This window comes from Paracoccus sp. (in: a-proteobacteria), from assembly GCF_030538695.1.
Taxonomy (GTDB): Bacteria; Pseudomonadota; Alphaproteobacteria; order Rhodobacterales; family Rhodobacteraceae; genus Paracoccus.
In genome coordinates this window covers 24,709-41,843 of sequence record NZ_JAUNTN010000017.1, presented here as the reverse complement: position 1 = coordinate 41,843, position 17,135 = coordinate 24,709, and the positions used below count along the sequence as shown (strand labels likewise).

The 17,135-nt window shown below is 62.5% G+C and carries 20 protein-coding genes and 1 tRNA gene; 9 read left to right on the top strand and 12 right to left on the bottom strand.

All coding sequences use genetic code 11. From position 1 onward, the window contains the following. Window positions 1–5: 5 nt before the first annotated feature. From Q4G24_RS11000 to Q4G24_RS10990, 3 genes are read right to left on the bottom strand one after another with little or no spacing between them, the layout of a single operon-like run. Window positions 6–422, bottom strand: coding sequence for a hypothetical protein (locus Q4G24_RS11000; protein WP_303366581.1), 417 nt, complete (start codon window positions 420–422; stop codon window positions 6–8). A gap of 1 nt (window position 423) precedes the next feature. Beyond that, window positions 424–702, bottom strand: a complete 279-nt coding sequence (locus Q4G24_RS10995; RefSeq protein ID WP_303366580.1) for a hypothetical protein — start codon at window positions 700–702, stop codon at window positions 424–426. Between the two features lie 16 nt (window positions 703–718). Continuing rightward, window positions 719–2,323 (bottom strand): carboxyl transferase domain-containing protein, encoded by a 1,605-nt coding sequence (locus Q4G24_RS10990; protein ID WP_303366579.1) that lies wholly within the window; start codon window positions 2,321–2,323, stop codon window positions 719–721. A 146-nt stretch (window positions 2,324–2,469) separates the two neighbouring features. Here Q4G24_RS10990 and Q4G24_RS10985 point away from each other — a divergent pair, with 146 nt between their 5' ends. Then, entirely contained in the window at window positions 2,470–3,069 is a 600-nt protein-coding gene (locus Q4G24_RS10985) for an OmpW family protein (protein WP_303366578.1), read from the top strand. A 142-nt stretch (window positions 3,070–3,211) separates the two neighbouring features. Here the strand turns inward: Q4G24_RS10985 and Q4G24_RS10980 are convergent, their stop codons facing one another. The 3 genes from Q4G24_RS10980 to Q4G24_RS10970 are packed head-to-tail and all read right to left on the bottom strand — an operon-like array spanning window position 3,212 to window position 5,483. Next, complete coding sequence (locus tag Q4G24_RS10980; RefSeq protein ID WP_303366577.1) at window positions 3,212–3,757, bottom strand: lysozyme inhibitor LprI family protein; 546 nt, start codon at window positions 3,755–3,757, stop codon at window positions 3,212–3,214. Further along, window positions 3,754–4,287, bottom strand: coding sequence for a lysozyme inhibitor LprI family protein (locus Q4G24_RS10975; protein ID WP_303366576.1), 534 nt, complete (start codon window positions 4,285–4,287; stop codon window positions 3,754–3,756). Before Q4G24_RS10975 ends, Q4G24_RS10980 begins: the two co-directional genes overlap by 4 nt. Window positions 4,288–4,322: 35 nt before the next feature. Continuing rightward, window positions 4,323–5,483 carry an isovaleryl-CoA dehydrogenase gene (locus Q4G24_RS10970; protein WP_303366575.1) on the bottom strand — a complete coding sequence of 387 codons (1,161 nt, stop codon included), beginning with the start codon at window positions 5,481–5,483 and terminating at the stop codon, window positions 4,323–4,325. Between the two features lie 129 nt (window positions 5,484–5,612). On the opposite strand from Q4G24_RS10970, the gene Q4G24_RS10965 reads away from it, so the two are divergent. From Q4G24_RS10965 to Q4G24_RS10950, 4 genes are read left to right on the top strand one after another with little or no spacing between them, the layout of a single operon-like run. Next, window positions 5,613–6,158, top strand: coding sequence for a histidine phosphatase family protein (locus Q4G24_RS10965; protein ID WP_303366574.1), 546 nt, complete (start codon window positions 5,613–5,615; stop codon window positions 6,156–6,158). Then, window positions 6,155–7,084 (top strand): adenosylcobinamide-phosphate synthase CbiB, encoded by a 930-nt coding sequence (cbiB, locus tag Q4G24_RS10960; RefSeq protein WP_303366573.1) that lies wholly within the window; start codon window positions 6,155–6,157, stop codon window positions 7,082–7,084. The genes Q4G24_RS10965 and cbiB overlap by 4 nt, the downstream gene beginning before the upstream one ends. Window positions 7,085–7,086: 2 nt before the next feature. After that, window positions 7,087–7,524 (top strand): GNAT family N-acetyltransferase, encoded by a 438-nt coding sequence (locus Q4G24_RS10955; RefSeq protein ID WP_303366572.1) that lies wholly within the window; start codon window positions 7,087–7,089, stop codon window positions 7,522–7,524. 23 nt (window positions 7,525–7,547) lie between these two features. Continuing rightward, window positions 7,548–8,153 carry a gamma-glutamyl kinase gene (locus Q4G24_RS10950; RefSeq protein ID WP_303366571.1) on the top strand — a complete coding sequence of 202 codons (606 nt, stop codon included), beginning with the start codon at window positions 7,548–7,550 and terminating at the stop codon, window positions 8,151–8,153. Window positions 8,154–8,159: 6 nt separating this feature from the next. Here the strand turns inward: Q4G24_RS10950 and Q4G24_RS10945 are convergent. From Q4G24_RS10945 to Q4G24_RS10920, 6 genes are all read right to left on the bottom strand, one after another. Beyond that, window positions 8,160–8,235, bottom strand: a tRNA-Val gene (locus Q4G24_RS10945). A gap of 82 nt (window positions 8,236–8,317) precedes the next feature. Further along, window positions 8,318–8,740, bottom strand: coding sequence for a universal stress protein (locus Q4G24_RS10940; RefSeq protein ID WP_303366570.1), 423 nt, complete (start codon window positions 8,738–8,740; stop codon window positions 8,318–8,320). A 13-nt stretch (window positions 8,741–8,753) separates the two neighbouring features. Then, window positions 8,754–11,537 carry a TRAP transporter permease gene (locus Q4G24_RS10935; protein WP_303366569.1) on the bottom strand — a complete coding sequence of 928 codons (2,784 nt, stop codon included), beginning with the start codon at window positions 11,535–11,537 and terminating at the stop codon, window positions 8,754–8,756. 157 nt (window positions 11,538–11,694) lie between these two features. Further along, the gene (locus Q4G24_RS10930; protein WP_303366568.1) at window positions 11,695–12,666 is read right to left on the bottom strand and encodes a TAXI family TRAP transporter solute-binding subunit; all 972 of its coding nucleotides are present in this window, start codon (window positions 12,664–12,666) and stop codon (window positions 11,695–11,697) included. Window positions 12,667–12,929: 263 nt separating this feature from the next. Next, window positions 12,930–13,415, bottom strand: a complete 486-nt coding sequence (gene bfr, locus Q4G24_RS10925; RefSeq protein ID WP_303366567.1) for a bacterioferritin — start codon at window positions 13,413–13,415, stop codon at window positions 12,930–12,932. Further along, complete coding sequence (locus tag Q4G24_RS10920) at window positions 13,363–13,599, bottom strand: (2Fe-2S)-binding protein (protein ID WP_303366625.1); 237 nt, start codon at window positions 13,597–13,599, stop codon at window positions 13,363–13,365. The genes bfr and Q4G24_RS10920 overlap by 53 nt, the downstream gene beginning before the upstream one ends. Between Q4G24_RS10920 and Q4G24_RS10915 the strand changes: the two genes are divergently transcribed. From Q4G24_RS10915 to Q4G24_RS10900, 4 genes are all read left to right on the top strand, one after another. Further along, on the top strand, window positions 13,549–13,716 hold the full coding sequence (locus Q4G24_RS10915; RefSeq protein WP_303366626.1) for a hypothetical protein: 168 nt from the start codon (window positions 13,549–13,551) through the stop codon (window positions 13,714–13,716). The two genes, Q4G24_RS10920 and Q4G24_RS10915, sit on opposite strands and share 51 nt — an antisense overlap. Window positions 13,717–13,839: 123 nt before the next feature. Continuing rightward, window positions 13,840–15,231, top strand: a complete 1,392-nt coding sequence (tpa, locus tag Q4G24_RS10910) for a hypotaurine--pyruvate aminotransferase Tpa (protein ID WP_303366566.1) — start codon at window positions 13,840–13,842, stop codon at window positions 15,229–15,231. Window position 15,232: 1 nt separating this feature from the next. Continuing rightward, window positions 15,233–15,694 carry an Lrp/AsnC family transcriptional regulator gene (locus tag Q4G24_RS10905; RefSeq protein ID WP_303366565.1) on the top strand — a complete coding sequence of 154 codons (462 nt, stop codon included), beginning with the start codon at window positions 15,233–15,235 and terminating at the stop codon, window positions 15,692–15,694. 151 nt (window positions 15,695–15,845) lie between these two features. Then, on the top strand, window positions 15,846–17,132 hold the full coding sequence (locus Q4G24_RS10900; RefSeq protein ID WP_303366564.1) for a D-amino acid dehydrogenase: 1,287 nt from the start codon (window positions 15,846–15,848) through the stop codon (window positions 17,130–17,132). Window positions 17,133–17,135 lie beyond the last annotated feature (3 nt).

The following is a 17,135-nucleotide window of genomic DNA, read 5'->3' as shown; positions in this document are numbered from 1 at the left end:
GCGGCTTAGTTGCGGTCATAGGTCGCCTCGACCAGCCGCGCAAAGCGGTGACGATAGACCAGATTGGGACGGGTGCCATTGGCCCAATAGGCCATCAGCGGCACCGAAAACGGCAGCGTGAGGATCAGCACAATCCACACCGGAACAATGGCCTGCGGGCGACGCAGGATCAGAAAGACAATGGCAAACAACGCCATCAGGAACAGCAGGCCGTTCAGCATCACCACGGCCATCAGCCAGCCCGCAGGCAGGTCCGAGAAACCGATCAGCCAGATGCTCGCCATCAGGCAGGCCAGCCCGACCAGCGCACACCAGCCCACCAACAGCCACAGCGAGCCAAGCCGCTGCGCCAGCGGATGCGACAGCGCGAAATCCGCCCCGGTCGGCACCCATTGGCGTTCGATGAGCGTCGCTTGCACCATATCAGCGGATGATCTCCAGCACCTGACCGGCAAGGCTGTCGCGGGCCTCGACCAGCGCATCGCCATTTTCGACGATCAGCGCCACCAGATCGGGGTCGGGAGCCTGCACCTGCCCATCGTCCAGCCCGCGATAGCGCACCGCAGCGGCCACCCGCCAGTCTTGGCCTGCAAGGCGGAAATAATCGCCGGTCTTAGGCACACCGGCCCCTGCCTGCACCACCACCGCAGCGGTCGGCTGGCCCTGATAAAGCCCGATGCCAATATGTGAAATCTTTGTCATGTCGAATCCTTTCGCGTTACATGCGGAACACGCCGAACCGGGTCGGTTCGATCGGCGCATTCAGGCTGGCCCGCAGCGACAGCGACAACACCTGACGCGTCTTGCGCGGGTCCACGATCCCGTCGTCCCACAGCCGGGCGCTGGCGTAAAGCGGATGGCTTTGACGGTCGAACATTTCGATGGTGGGGCGCTTGAACTCGGCCTCCTCCTCGGCGGACCAGGTGCCGCCCTTGCGCTCGATCCCGTCGCGACGGACGGTGGCCAGAACACCTGCCGCCTGCTCGCCGCCCATGACGGAAATGCGGCTGTTCGGCCATGTCCACAGGAAACGCGGCGAATAGGCGCGACCCGCCATGCCATAGTTGCCCGCGCCGAACGATCCGCCGACCAGCATGGTGATTTTCGGCACATTGGTCGTCGCCACCGCCGTCACCATCTTGGCGCCGTGGCGGGCGATACCCTCGTTTTCATATTTTCGCCCGACCATGAAGCCGGTGATGTTTTGCAGGAAGATCAGCGGGATATTGCGCTGGCTGCACAGTTCGATGAAATGCGCACCCTTGATCGCGGCCTCACTGAACAGCACGCCGTTATTGGCAACGATGCCGACCGGGCAGCCCTCGATATGGGCGAAACCCGTGACCAGCGTTTCGCCAAAGCGGGGCTTGAACTCGTCAAAGCGGCTGCCGTCAACGGTGCGCGCGATGACCTCGCGGATGTCATAAGGCGTGCGCAGATCCGAAGGCACCACGCCAAGGATCTCCTCGGGGTCATAGGCCGGGGCCTCGGGCGATTGCCAGACAACGGTTTGCGGAACCCGGCGGTTCAGATGGCTGACGGCACGGCGGGCAAGCGCAAGCGCATGGGCGTCATCCTCGGCCAGATAATCCGCGACACCCGACAGCCGCGTGTGAACATCGCCGCCGCCCAGATCCTCGGCGCTGACCACCTCGCCGGTCGCGGCTTTCACCAAAGGCGGGCCCGCCAGAAAGATCGTGCCCTGCTCGCGCACGATGATGGTCACGTCGGACATGGCCGGAACGTAAGCGCCGCCCGCCGTACAAGAGCCCATGACAACGGCGATCTGCGGGATGCCCTTGGCCGACATCTGCGCCTGATTAAAGAAAATCCGCCCGAAATGGTCGCGGTCGGGAAACACCTCGTCCTGATTGGGCAGGTTTGCACCACCCGAATCGACCAGATAGACGCAGGGCAGGTTGCACTGTTCCGCAATTTCCTGCGCCCGCAGGTGCTTTTTCACCGTCATCGGGTAATAGGTGCCGCCCTTGACCGTCGCATCATTGGCCACGACCATCACATCCAACCCATGCACCCGGCCAATCCCGGCGATGACCCCTGCCCCCGGTGCGGCATCGTCATACATGCCGAACGCCGCAGTCGCACCGATTTCCAGAAACGGGCTGCCCGCATCCAGCAGATTCGCCACCCGTTCGCGCGGCGGCATCTTGCCACGGCTGACATGGCGGGCCAGCGCCTCGGCCCCGCCGCCAGCCGTTGCCGCATCCGCCGCCTGCCGCGCGACCTCCAGCATCTGCAAATGCGCATCGCGGTTGGCGCGGAACTGATCCGAGGACGGGATGGCAGAGGAACGCAGTTTCATGGGCGTCACTTTCTTCTTACGCTGAAAGGGGCATCGCTGCGGCAGGCTGTCGCACCCGGCCCGCCAAAAAGAGCGATTTGATCTGGATCATGTTCTTGGTTGCCGCGCGGGTTCACGAAGCTGTCATACATCGTGAAAGGAGTCACATGATGAAAACGCTTTGCATCGCCGCCGCAGCCGCTCTGGCCCTTGCCGCCCCGGTTGCCGCGCAATCGGCTGGCGAATGGACCCTTGGTCTTGGCATCGGCAGCGTTCAGCCGAAAAGCAACAACGGCACCGTTGCCGGCACCACGCTGGAGGTGGACGACAACATCCGCCCGACGATCACCGCTGAATATTTCATCCGCGACAATCTGGGTGTCGAACTGCTGGCCGCCACGCCCTTCAAACATGACATCGCGCTGGCTGGCGTTGGTGGCATCGGCAGCGTCAAGCATCTGCCGCCCACGCTGTCGCTGAACTGGCACTTTGAAACCGGCACTCAATGGAAGCCTTTTGTCGGCGTCGGTCTGAACTATACCACTTTCTTCAGCGAAAAGTCCCCGCTGGGTGATCTGACGCTGAAAAACTCGTGGGGTCCGGCGGTCAACCTCGGCACCGATTACTGGATCAACGACAATGCTGCGATCCGCGCCAATGTCCGTTGGATCGGCATTAAGAGCGACGTGCATCTGGACGGCGCCTATATTGGCGAAGCCAAGATCAACCCGGTTGTCTGGGGCGCGTCCTATGTGATGAAGTTCTGATCCCGCAAGGCTCGGAACAGGGGGGCGCATCATCACGATGCGCCCTTTTTCATGCGCGGGCGCATCAAAGGGACGCAAAGCCGCCCGCTGCTGATGATCTGCCTGTGCATATGGCACCTGTTCTCCTCTCTTCAACGTCATTTCAGCGTGGCTGATCCAGCCAGGATTGCAGCCTGAAATATTGCTCTGCGGTCAGCGTCATGGCGCAGCTTGCGCTGGCCGGGCCGCCGCCAGTACCGCCACCCCAGCGGCTTTGTTCATAGGCACAAGCCGCATCACGAAACCCGATCCAGTCACGCTGCATCTGCCGCAATGCCGGTTCCTGCTGCGGGGCGCTGGCCCCGAGCGAAGCCATCTCGGCATCATCTGCCTTGGCCTGCACCATCAGGCTGTCATAGGCCGCGTTCAGCTTGCCATCCCAAAGGTCCAGTTCAGCCATCAGACAACCCGACATGCCCGCAGTCGAGCCACCGAACTGATCCAGACAGGATTTTGAGGCAACCCCGATGCAACTGTCCCAATCGGGTGTGTCCTGCGCCTGCTGCACCGTCAGACAGCTTTCCAGCGCGGCCTTATCGACCGGCGGGCTGTCCGGGACGGGTGCCTGCGCGACGGCAGGTGCAGCCAGCAGGGCGAATGCCCCCGCGATCAGGGCGTAACGGGTCAGGTTTTCCTGCACAGCCATCATTGCGTGGCCTCCTGCGTCATATCGTCCATCCACAGCGCCCGCCGGGCTGTCAGGTCCAGATAGCAGCCCGAGTTTTCGACCCGCCCGCCGCTGCCACCATGCCAGCGGCTGCCGATATAGGCACAGGTCGCTTCACGGTATCCGGCCCATGCGTCCTGCGATGCGCGCAGCGCCTCCGCCTCAGAGACCGAAGCGGCCGTTGCACCCTTGCCCAAGCTCTTGTCCAGATCATCAGCCTGTTCTGCCTCGACCAGACGCTGCTGGTAGCTGGCCTCCAGCAAGGCTTGCCATTGCGTGATCTCAAGCCCCATACATTCGACCATGCGTACGGTCGAGACGGCATCGGGACCATCACCACGGCACGGGTCAAACGTGATACCTATGCAGGCATCCCGCCCAACATTGGTCGCAGCCGCCAGACAGGCAGGGATCAAACTGTCATCATAGGCAGGCAGATCGTCGTCATCCTGCGCAGCGGCAGGCGCGGCCAGCATCAGCCCGGCGCAGAGGGTCAGAAAAGAACGGGACATACTTGCTCTCCGTGATGGCTTCTGCCGCCAGCCTATCAGACCAGCCCCATCAATTCGCGGCCAATCAACATCCGCCGGATCTCGCTGGTGCCTGCGCCAATTTCCATCAGCTTGGCGTCGCGGAACAACCGGCTGACCACGCTGTCGTTCAGGAAGCCCGCACCGCCAAGCGCCTGCACAGCCTGATGCGCCTGCACCATCGCCTGTTCGGACGCATAAAGCACCGCGCCCGCCGCATCCTGACGTGTGACCTTGCCTGCATCGCAGGCTTTGGCAACCTCATAGACATAGGCGCGGGCGGTGTTCAGCGCCACATACATATCCGCAATCTTGCCCTGCATAAGCTGGAACGAACCGATCGGCTGGCCGAATTGCTTACGCTCGCGGACATAGGGCATGACCTCATCCAGACAGGCGGCCATGATCCCGGTGCCAATACCCGACAGCACCAGACGTTCATAATCCAGCCCCGACATCAGCACACGCACGCCCTTGCCCTCAAGGCCCAGCACGTTTTCGAAGGGCACTTCGCAATTGTCAAAGATCAGCTCGCCGGTGTTGGACCCGCGCATCCCCACCTTGTCGAAATGCGGCCCCTGTGCAAAGCCCGTCATGCCTTTTTCGATGATGAAAGCGGTCATACCCTTGCTGCCCGCTTCGGGGTCGGTCTTGGCGTAGACCACCAGCGTATCGGCATCCGGCCCGTTGGTGATCCAGTATTTATTGCCGTTCAGAACGTAGTAACCATTCCGCTTCTCCGCCCGCAGCTTCATGCTGACGACATCGGAACCGGCACCTTCCTCGGACATGGCCAGCGCACCGATATGTTCGCCGCTGCACAGCTTGGGCAGGTATTTGGCCTTTTGTTCGTCGCTGCCGTTCAGCTTGATCTGGTTCACGCACAGGTTGGAATGGGCGCCATAGGACAGGCTGATCGAGGCAGAGGCCCGCGCGATTTCCTCAACCGCGATGGTGTGGGCCAGATAGCCCATGCCGGAACCGCCGAACTCCTCGGAAACGGTGATGCCCAGCAGGCCCAACTCACCCAGTTCGGGCCACAGCTCATTGGGGAAAGCGTTGTCACTGTCCGTTTTCGCCGCCAGCGGCTTGATGCGTTCCTGCGCAAAGCGATGCACCATATCGCGCAGCGCGTTTACGTCTTCGCCAAGATCGAATTCCATCCCTTGCGTGAACATGGCCCCGATTCCCTCCCCAGAATAATCGAACGGTTGTTCAGATAGTAAGAACAGCCACGCGATTCCGTCAAGCGATATTTGCACCTGCCTCTCACCCACGCTATCCCGACCGAAAGAATGAGGCACGACATGCAAGACTCCGCCCGCCTGACCATCATCCGCCACGCACCGCCGCTGAACGAAGGCCGCCTTGCCGGTCGCCGCGATGTGCCGGCCGATGTGACGGACACCGCTGCCTTTGCACGGGTGGCCGCCGCCCTGCCCCCGGCGCAGATGCTGGTCAGCCCGGCGCTGCGCTGCCGGATGACCGCCGAGGCGCTTGGCTTGTCACCGACGCCCGAAGAACGGCTGTGGGAACAGCATTTCGGTGAGTGGGAGGGCATCCCCTTTGCTGACCTGCCCAATTTCGACATGCCAGAGGATGCCGCCGGGCTGGCAGCCTATCGCCCCTCGGGCGGGGAAAGTTTCCTTGATATGGCCGCACGGGTGCAGCCGGTGCTGGCCGCACAGCGGGGCGAGGTGGTGATCGTCGCCCACGCTGGCACCGCCAAGGCCGCCATCGCGCTGGTCGCGGGCGCATCGGCGCTGTCCTTCAACGTCGCGCCGCTGTCGCGCACTATTCTGACCCGCCACGGCCCGCATTGGGCGGTCGAGGCCGTCAACCTGTTGCCATGATCGCCGCCCTGATCGCGCTGGCGCTGGATGCCGCAATCGGCTGGCCGCAGGCGCTTTATAGCCGCATCAAACATCCGGTGGTCTGGATCGGACGGCTGATCGACGTGCTGGAACGGCGCTGGAACCACGGCCCGGCGCAGCGCGCCAAAGGGACGGCGCTGGTCGTGGTGGTGCTGGCGGCAGCGGTGATCCCGGCGACACTGGTGCAGGCCGTCCTGCCTGGCGGCCTTGCCGGGATGCTGCTGGCAGGGGTGATTGGCTGGCCGCTGATCGCGGCGCGCTCGCTGCATGACCATGTGGCGGCGGTGGCGCGGCCCCTGATGGCAGGAAACCTGCCTGCCGCCCGCGCGGCCGTGGCGATGATCGTCGGCCGCGATGTCAGCCGCGCCGACAGCCCCGCCATCAGCCGCGCCGCGCTGGAAAGTCTGGCCGAAAACGCCAGCGACGGCGTTTTCGCACCGCTGTTCTGGTTCGCGGTTGCGGGTCTGCCGGGACTGGCGGGGTATAAGGCGCTGAACACGATGGATTCCATGATCGGCCACCGCAACGCCCGATATGAGCAATTCGGCAAGGTCGCCGCCCGGCTGGACGATCTGGCCAACCTGATCCCGGCGCGACTCTCGGCGCTGATCTTTGCGCTGGCCTCGGGGCGGCAGGCGGTCCCTGTCCTGCGGCTGACGTGGCGCGAGGCCCGCCAGCACCGCAGCCCTAACGCCGGCTGGCCCGAGGCTGCCATGGCCGGGGCGCTGCATATCCGCCTGTCCGGCCCGCGCCATTATGGCGACCGGCTGGCGGACGAACCCTATGTCAACGCCACCGCCCCAGACCCCACGCCCGCCGATCTTGACTGCGGGCTGGCCCTGTTCCGCCGCGCCTGTCTGGTTGCGGCGGCCCTGCTGACCATCGCTGCCCTCTGGAGGATATGATGATGCCCAATATCCGCGACGCCCGCCCCGCTGACGAAGCCGCATGGCGCCAGCTTTGGGCAGGCTATACCGCCTTTTACAAAACCGATGTGCCGCCAGAGGTCACAGCCCACACTTGGGCACGTATCCTCGACCCGGCCTCGGCCTTGTCCTGCCGGATCATTGAGATAAACGGCACCCCCGCCGGGTTCGCCAATCATGTGCTGCACGAAGGCACATGGGTGGCCGCGCCAGTCTGCTATCTGGAAGACCTGTTTGTTGCCCCCGCCCAGCGCGGCAAGGGGCTTGGCCGGGCGCTGATTCAGGATCTGATCGACCAGGGCAAAGCGCAGGGCTGGTCGCGGCTTTACTGGCACACCCGGCGGGACAACCCGGCCCGCCAGCTTTACGATCAGTTCCTGCAAGCCGATGATTTCGTGCGTTACCGATTGCTGCTTTAGCAGCAGCCGGTTATTCGGGCGACATGCTGGTCTTCTGGAAAGAACGTCTGATCCTGATGGCGGTGCCGAAAACCGGCACCACCGCGTTGCATGACAGCCTTGCACCGCGCGCCGCCATCATGCTCAACCAGCCGCCAAGCGCGAAACATATGTCCATCGCCGCGATGCAGCGGGTGATCCTGCCCTTGCTTGGACCGCAGGCCAGCCAGTTCCAGACCGTCGCCACCATCCGGCACCCGGTTGACTGGCTGTCCAGCTGGTATCGCTATCGCAGCCGCAAGCAGATCGCAGGCACCCCGAACAGCAGTCAGGGCATGGATTTCGACGCTTTCGTCACCGCCTATCTGTCCGACAAGCAACCGCCCTTTGCCCGCTTGGGTAGTCAGGCCCATGTTCTGACCGGGCGCAACGGCCAGATCGGTGTGGACCTGCTGTTCCGCTATGAGGCGATGCCTGCGCTGCTGGATTACCTGTCGCATCGCTTTGGCGAGCGGATCGAACCGCAGCGGCTGAACATCTCGCCCAGGAAAGCGGCAAAACTGTCCCCGGCCATAGAGGCCCGGCTGCGCAACGAACGTGCCGAAGATTTCGACTTATGGAAACAAGCCCTGACCGAAGCGCCGTTCTAGGTGAAATGGTGGGCGGTGAGGGACTCGAACCCCCGACATCTTCGGTGTAAACGAAGCGCTCTACCAACTGAGCTAACCGCCCGCCGCCGCACCGATTACCCCGTGCGCAGACAAAGGGCAAGACCCTCAAAGGCCGGTTTCATGCGCCCGTTCATACGCCTGTCTCAGCGCACCACCACCACCGTCACCGGCGAATGGGCCACCACCCGATCTGCCTGCGAACCGACCCGGAAGGTGCGCATCTGATCCGGCTTGTGCGAGGCCATGACGATCATCGCCGCGCCGATCTTTTCCGCCTTTTTCAGAATGGTTTCCGCCACATGGCCGTGGCTGACGTGAGGCACGACCTCCAGCCCCTGACATTCGCGGGCGGCGAACTCCTCCAGATCATATTTCAGCTTTTCAAGCGCCTGTTTCTCGAAGCCTTTGGGCAGGTAAGAGGCCACCCAGGCATTACCAACATCATGCACGATCCCCAAGAGATGCAGCACATCGCCCGCATCCATCAGGCGCCGCGCCATCGGCAGGGCGGCCTTCCAGCTTTCTTCATGCTGAATGTCGATCGGCAACAGAACATGCTTCGCCATGACGGATCTCCTCTCAGGCCGTGACCGGGGCGGGTTCAGGTTCCGCCCGGCGGCGTTGCAACCAGACGATCAGCGCCAGTGCCAACAAAGCCGGGATATAGAACCAGTATTTCGACGGTCCCTGAACCGGCAGGCTGACCGTATCAATAACCTGATCCCAGTCCATTCCTGCCCCTGCGGCGGGGCTGTCGAAGCGGACATCATCCACCACCACGGCACCGTCACGTTCGGTCAGCGTCAGCCCCAGCGCCTCCAGCCGTTCTTCTCCGCTGGCGCCTTCGGGAACCTCCAGCAGCAGGGCACGACTCATCGGGCGGCCCACCGCATCAAGCCCGGAGATCCACAGCTTGAGGTTCTCGCCCGGTTCTGCCGTGCCAAGCGCCTGCTGGAATTGCGCCGGCTGCACGTCCTCATAAGGCGGCGAAACCATATCCATCCAGAAGCCCGGCCGGAACAGGGTAAAGGCGATCAGCGCCAGCGCCACCGATTCCCAGATGCGCGAACGGGTCAGGAACCAGCCCTGCATCGCCGCCACCAGCAACAGCATTGCCGCCGTTGCGACACAGAAAATAAAGATCCCCTGCGCCCATGTCACGTCAATCAGCAGCAGATCGGTGTTAAAGATGAACAGGAACGGCAGCGCCGCCGTGCGCAGGCTGTAATAGAAGGCCTGCAAGCCGGTGCGGATCGGGTCGCCCCCCGACACCGCCGCCGCCGCGAAACTGGCCAGCCCGACGGGTGGCGTCACATCAGCCATAATGCCGAAATAGAACACGAACATATGCACGGCGACCAATGGCACCAGCAGGCCGTTCGCCTCGCCCAACTGCACGATGACCGGGGCCAGCAGCGCCTGCACCACGATATAATTCGCCGTCGTCGGCAGCCCCATGCCCAGCACCAGCGACAACAGCGCCGTCAGCACCAGAATGCCCATCAGATGCCCGCCGGACAGCGCCTCGACCACCTCAGCCAGTGCCGAGCCGACACCCGTCTGGCCCACCGCGCCAACAATGATCCCGGCCGTTGCGGTGGCAATGCCAATGCCGATCATGTTGCGCGCACCGGTGATCAGACCGTCGGTCAGATCCCCAAACCCACGGATGAACGCATCACCGATGCTGTTTCGCCCCCCGTCCATATCGGTGCCACGCAGAGCAACCATCAGCGGGCGCTGTGTCACCAGAATAAAGATCATAAAGGCCGTTGCCCAAAAGGCCGAGGTGCCGGGCGACAGCCGTTCCACCATCAGCGCCCAGACCAGCACCACCACCGGCAGCAGATAGTGCAGCCCTGAACGGAAGGTCGGCCCCGGACGCGGCAGCCGGTCCAGCGGTGCATCCGGATCATCCATCTTCAGCGGCTGTTCCCGCGCGGCAATCGCCATCAGCGCGATATAGGCCGCGATCAGCAGCGCAAAAATCACATAGCCCGCAGCCGCGCCAAAAGTCGGCCCGATCCAGCCCATCGTGTAATAGACCGCCATGCCCAGCGCGCCCATGGCGATAAAGCCGAACAACAGCCCCAGCAGACGCTGCACCCACGGCCCGGCTTCATAGCCGCGCGAAATGCCCTTCATGCCGGTTTTCACAGCTTCCAGATGAACGATATAGACCAGCGCGATATAGCTGATCGTCGCGGGCAGGAAGGCGTGTTTGACCACCTCAAAATAGGGAATCCCGATATATTCGACCATCAGGAAGGCCGCCGCCCCCATGACCGGCGGCATGATCTGGCCATTCACGGAACTGGCGACCTCGACGGCGCCGGCTTTCTCCGCGCTGAAACCCACGCGCTTCATCAGCGGAATGGTAAACGTGCCGGTTGTCACCACATTGGCAATGGACGAACCGGAAATCAGCCCGGTCATGGCCGAGCTGACCACCGCCGCCTTGGCCGGGCCACCACGCATATGCCCCATCATCGAAAAGGCAAGCTGGATGAAATAATTCCCCGCCCCGGCCTTATCCAGCAGCGCCCCGAACAGCACGAACAGAAACACGAAACCGCTGGACACGCCCAGCGCGATGCCGAACACGCCTTCGGCGGTCAGCCATTGGTGATTGGCGACCTCGGCCAGCGAATTGCCCCGATGCGCAATGATCGAAGGCATATATGGACCAAGGAAGGTGTAGACCAGAAACACCGTTGCCACGATCATCAGCGCCGGACCAAGGCTGCGCCGCGCCGCCTCCAGCAGAATCAGAAGGCCAATCGCGGAAACCACCAGATCCTGCGCAATCGGACGGCCAACGCGAGTGGCAATATCCGCATAAAAAATCCAGACATACAGTGCCGCCGCCGCGCCGATCAGTGCCAGCGCCCATTCCCAGGGCGGCACCCAATTGCCCGGACTGCCCAGCAGAATGGCCGCAACCACCCCCAGACAGATCAGCCCAAGCCACCAGGCAGGCAATGTCGCAGGCGCGGCATGAATGAACAGTGCCGTCAGCAGCACCGGCACCGCAATCGCCAGCCCAAGCTGCACCCGACCGCGCGCGGCAGGATAGGCCATAAAGGCCAGAAACAGCGCAAAAGCCAGATGGATCGCCCGGCTTTCGGCGTCATTAAAGATCCCGAAGCCAAACACAAAAGGCAGCGGCGAGGCAATCCACAACTGAAACAGCGACCAGCACAGCGCCGTAATCAGAATCAGCCTGCCCACCCATCCGGCAGGCGTCCGCGCCCCGGTGTCATTCGAGGCCACAAGCTCGTCCAGCTCATCCTGCGACAAGCCCTTATGCTCGACATCCGTCAGGCCAGCTTGCGGATGGTCATTGCTTCTTTGCTCGCTCATGCGGAACGCCCCTGATGCTTGTGCTGCATGTCACCCCGATGTGATCCAAAAATGCCGCGACCTGCAAGACCGCGGCATCTTCTTTTCTATGGAGTGCCTGTCTTCTGTCCAAAAATATTCTCGCCGGAGGCGAAAGGGGGCAAAGCCCCCTTCCCGATTACTGGATCCAGCCGCGCTCGCGATAGTATTTCTCGGCGCCCGGATGCAGCGGTGCGGACAGGCCCTCCGTCACCATTTCTTCTTCCTTCAGGTTGGCGAAGGCCGGGTGCAGGGTCTTGAAGCGGTCGAAATTGTCGAACACCGCCTTGACGACCTCATAGATCACATCATCCGGCACATCGGCCGAAGTCACCAGCGTGGCTTTCACGCCAAAGGTTTCGACATCCTCATCGGTACCTTTATACATACCACCCGGCACGATTGCCTTGGCATAATAGGGGTTGTCAGCCACCAGCTTGTCCACCTCGGGGCCGGTGACATTCACCAGATTGGCCTCCACGGTTGAGGTGGCTTCCTGAATCGAGCCGTTCGGATGGCCCGCAGTAAAGACGATGGCATCGACCTTGTTGTCCCCCAGCGCCGCGGCCTGCTCCGCCGGACGCAGTTGCGAGGCCAGCGAGAAGTCACCCATGGTCCAGCCTTTCGCGGCCAGCAGGACTTCCATCGTGCCAAGCTGACCCGAACCGGGGTTGCCGACGTTGACGCGCTTGCCCTTCAGATCGTCGAAGTTCTTGGCATTGGCTTCGGCACGGGCCACCACGGTGAACGGCTCGCCATGCAGCGAGAACATCGCCCGCTGCTTTTCAAAGCGGTTCGCGCCCTCAAACTCGGGGACATCGCCGTGATAGGCATGATACTGCCAGTCCGATTGCGCCACGCCCATGGTCATGTCGCCCGCCATGATGGCGTTCAGGTTGGCAATCGACGCGCCCGTCGCCGGAGCCGTGCACCGGATGCCGGTTGCATCGGTTTCACGGTTGACCAGACGGCAGATCGACTGACCGACGACATAGTAAACGCCGGTCTGACCACCTGTGCCGATGGTGATGAAACGCTGTTCTTGTGCAGAGGCAACCGAGGCGCTGAACGCCAGCGCGGCCCCCATCAGGATCGGGGTAAATTTGGTCATGTCTCGCATCTCTCCCGTTGTGTCATTCATACGGCTACAGGGTGCCGCCTGCCCCCTAGGCTGAAACAAACCGGGCAGATTCGCAACGCCACTTTGCCGCAAAAGCGTAAAGATTTGATAAACAAAGCTATATTCAAAGCCATAGCAGGGGGCGCTCGCGCCCCCTCGGGCTGACGCCCTCACCCCCTGAGGATATTTAAGTGAAGAAGAACGCAAAAAGGCGCGAGATACCCCGCGCCCTAGCAAGCCGTTGATGGACAGGCTTATTCGGCTTCGTCCGCCGGTTTGGCGTTGAGCAGGCCGTAGCGTTCCTCACCCAGCTTGCCGAACAGGTCGATCTGAGTTTCCAGAAAGTCGATATGGCCTTCTTCGTCGGCAATCAGATCCTCGAACAGTGCCTTGGACACATAATCCCCGACCTTTTCGCAATGATCGCGGGCCTCGATATACAGATTGCGGGCATCATGTTCGCCGGCCAGATCACATTCCAGCGTCTCAAGGATGTTCTGACCGATGCGCAGCGAATCCAGCTTTTGCAGGTTCGGATGCCCTTCCAGAAAGATGATGCGCGAGATCAGCTTGTCTGCGTGGTGCATTTCCTCGATCGACTCGGCGCGAGACTTGTTCGCCAGACGGCCAAAGCCCCAGTCATCCTGCAAGCGATAGTGCAGCCAATACTGGCTGACGGCCGTCAGTTCAGACCGCAGCGCGGCGTTGAGATACTCGATAACCTTTGCGTCGCCCTTCATGGGAACCTCCGTAGGTGCGTAGCTGTGGGATGGGCTGACGCCCCTCCGCCGATACCCCGAAATGCGCCGAATTGCGCATACAGTCAACAAATAAGGGCATACATCCGCCACAATCCGCCCGTTTCCCAAGGGCATGGTAAATCTTGCCCGGCGTGATGATGGTATCCGGGTCGGCAGCGCGCATCCAGTCCACGGCGGCGCGGATGTCGTGATCGCTGATGGATTGGCAGTGACAGACGATCATGGCGATCCCTCGATTCGTGGCCCTCGATTCGTGGCTGGTGCCAATCTGACCAAATGAATCGGATTTGTAAATCATAGTTTTTCACTCGACCATCACATGCGCATTCTCGGGGCAGGTGATGCAGCCGGTCCTGAACTGCACGAATCCCCTTGCAAAACCCGCCGCCGTGATGCCGGATACATGCCACCCAAACGCGAGGCCGCCATGTCCACCAACAACCTGTCCCATGTCATCGAAGCCGACCGTGCGCATGTCTGGCATCATCTGAGCCAGCACAAGCAATATGAAACCACCGACCCGCGCGTTTTCGTCGAGGGCAAGGGGATGGCCCTGTGGGACGCGACCGGGCGGGAATATCTGGATGCGGTTTCGGGCGGGGTCTGGACGGTGAATGTCGGCTATGGCCGAACCAGCATTGCGGATGCGGTGCGCGATCAGTTGGTGAAACTGAACTACTATGCAGCAGCAGCGGGGAATGTTCCTGCGGCGCTGTTTTCGGAACGGCTGATCGGGGTCATGCCGGGGATGAGCCGGGTTTATTACTCGAATTCTGGGTCAGAAGCCAATGAGAAGGCTTACAAAATGGTCCGCCAGATTTCAGCTCGGCAGTATGGCGGAAAGAAGTGGAAGATCCTGTTCCGCGACCGCGACTATCACGGCACCACCATCGCCACACTGGCCACCAGCGGTCAGCCGCAGCGGGCGGAACAATATGGCCCCTTCCCCGATGGTTTCGTGATGGTGCCGCACTGTCTGGAATATCGCGCGCAATGGGACGGCCCTGACTATGGCCGCCGGGCTGCCGATGCCATCGAGGAGGTGATCCTGCGCGAAGGCCCCGATACCGTGGGGGCGATTATCCTTGAACCCGTGACCGCGGGTGGCGGCGTCATCACCCCGCCCGAGGGTTACTGGCCGCGCGTGCAGGAAATCTGCCGCAAATACGACATTCTTCTGATTATAGATGAAGTCGTTTGCGGTATGGGCCGCACCGGGGCGTGGTTCGGTTATCAGCATTACGGCATCCAGCCCGACATCGTGACCATGGCCAAGGGGCTGGCCTCGGGCTATGCGGCGATCTCCTGCACCGTGACCACGGAACGGGTATTCGATATGTTCAAGGACGCGCCCGAGGACGGCCTGTCCTATTTCCGCGACATTTCGACCTTTGGCGGCTGCACCGCTGGCCCGGCCGCAGCGCTGGAAAACATGCGCATTATCGAGGACGAAGGGCTGGTCGAAAACACCGCCCGCATGGGCGAACGCTGCCTTGGCAACCTGCGGGCGCTGATGGACCGGCACGCCGTCATCGGGGATGTGCGCGGCAAGGGCCTGTTCCTGGGGGCCGAGCTGGTCAGCGACCGCGCCACCAAGGAACCCCTGCCGGAAAAGACCGTGCAGGCAGTCGTGGCCGAATGTCTGGCTCAGGGGGTGATTATCGGCGCGACCAACCGTTCGCTGCCGGGGCTGAACAACACACTCTGCCTGTCGCCCGCGCTGATCGTGACGGCAGATCAGATCGACCGCATCACTGACACCATCGACCGCGCCTTGACCAAGGTGATCGGCTGAGATGTCGCAACTGGACGAGATCGACCGCAAGCTGATCAGGCTGCTGCAACAGAACGCCCGGCTCAGCAACAAGGCGCTGGCCGAGGCGGTCGGGCTGTCGCAATCCTCTTGCCTGCGCCGGTTGCGTCTGCTGGAGGATAAGGGCGTGATCGGCGGCTATACCGCCGTTCTGTCCGGCGCGGGCGATGGCGGCATGGCGGTGCTGGTCAATATCACGCTGGAACGACAGACCGATGACAGCATGAACCGTTTCGAGGCCGCCGTGCGCACCCACCCTGAGATCCGGGAATGTTTCCTGATGGCGGGCGGATCGGATTATGTGCTGCGTTTTCAGGTCGATGGCCCGGCCGAGTTCGAGCGTATCCATGCCGAGGTTCTGTCCACCCTGCCGGGCGTCGCACGCATCCATTCCAGCTTTGCGATTCGTAATGTGCTGGCCCGGAAGGCGCCGACCCGGCGCTGAATCGCAGAAACTGCCACACGCTGCAATCCGCCACCGCAGAATCTGCGTCCAACGGCAGATTCTGCGGCACTCTGACAACCTGTTGCGCCCATCCAACGCTAGGCTGACCCTCAAGGCGGGCAGAAACCGCCGCGCATCAGGGGGTTATCACATGAACATCATCGTTCTTGGCGCGGGAATCATTGGCGTCACAAGTGCGTGGCAACTGGCCAAACGCGGGCATCAGGTCACGGTCATTGATCGCCAGACCGCGCCCGCGATGGAGACCAGCCACGCCAATGCCGGGGAACTGTCGTTCGGCTATTGCTCACCCTGGGCCGCGCCGGGCATCCCGGCCAAGGCGATCCGCTGGATGCTGATGAAACACGCGCCGCTGATCCTGCGGCCCAAGGCGGACCGCGCCATGATCGGCTGGCTGACCGAGATGCTGAAGAACTGCACCAGTGCCCGCTATGCACTGAACAAATCGCGGATGCTGCGCCTGTCGGATTACAGCCGCCTTGCCCTGGCTGATCTGCGGGCGGAAACCGGCATCGACTATGACCAGCGGATGCAAGGCACGCTGCAACTGTTCCGCAACGATCAGCAGGTCGAGGCCGCCGCCAAGGATATGAAGGCGCTGGCTGCCGATGGGATTCCCTTTGAATTGCTGGATATTGACGGCTGCATCGCCCGCGAACCGGCGCTGGCCCATGCCCGCGACCGTATCCGGGGCGGGCTGCTGACACCGCAGGATGAAACCGGCGATTGTTTCAAATTTACCACCGCGCTGGCCGCTCTGGCGGCGGATCGCGGCGTTGATTTCGCCTATGGCACCACCATCCTTGGCCTTGCCGTCGAGGGCGGCCGCGTTATCGGCGTGCAGACGGATCAAGGGCTGATGCAGGCCGATGCGGTCGTGGTCTCGATGGGGGCCTATTCGCCGGCGCTGCTGGCCCCGGTCGGGATTTCGCTGCCGGTCTATCCGGTCAAGGGCTATTCGCTGACCATCCCCATCACCGACCCGGCCCGCGCCCCGGAATCGACGGTCATGGATGAAACCTACAAAATCGCCATCACCCGGCTTGGCGACCGCATCCGCGTCGGCGGCATGGCCGAGATTTCCGGCTTTAACGAAACCCTGCCCGACGCGCGGCGGCGGACACTGGACCATTCCGTGACCGACCTGTTCCCCGGCGGCAACCTGAGCCGGGCCGAGTTCTGGACCGGCAAGCGCCCGATGACCCCCGACGGCACCCCGGTCATCGGCGCGACGCATCTGCAAGGGCTGTTCCTGAACACCGGCCACGGCACGCTTGGCTGGACGATGAGCGCAGGCTCGGCCCGGCTGATCGCGGATCTGGTCAGCGGCACCGCGCCAGAGATCCGCGCCGACGATTTGGGTATCAGCCGCTATGGCGCAGGACCAGCCACCCCGATTGCGCCGCTGGCCGCCTGAGGG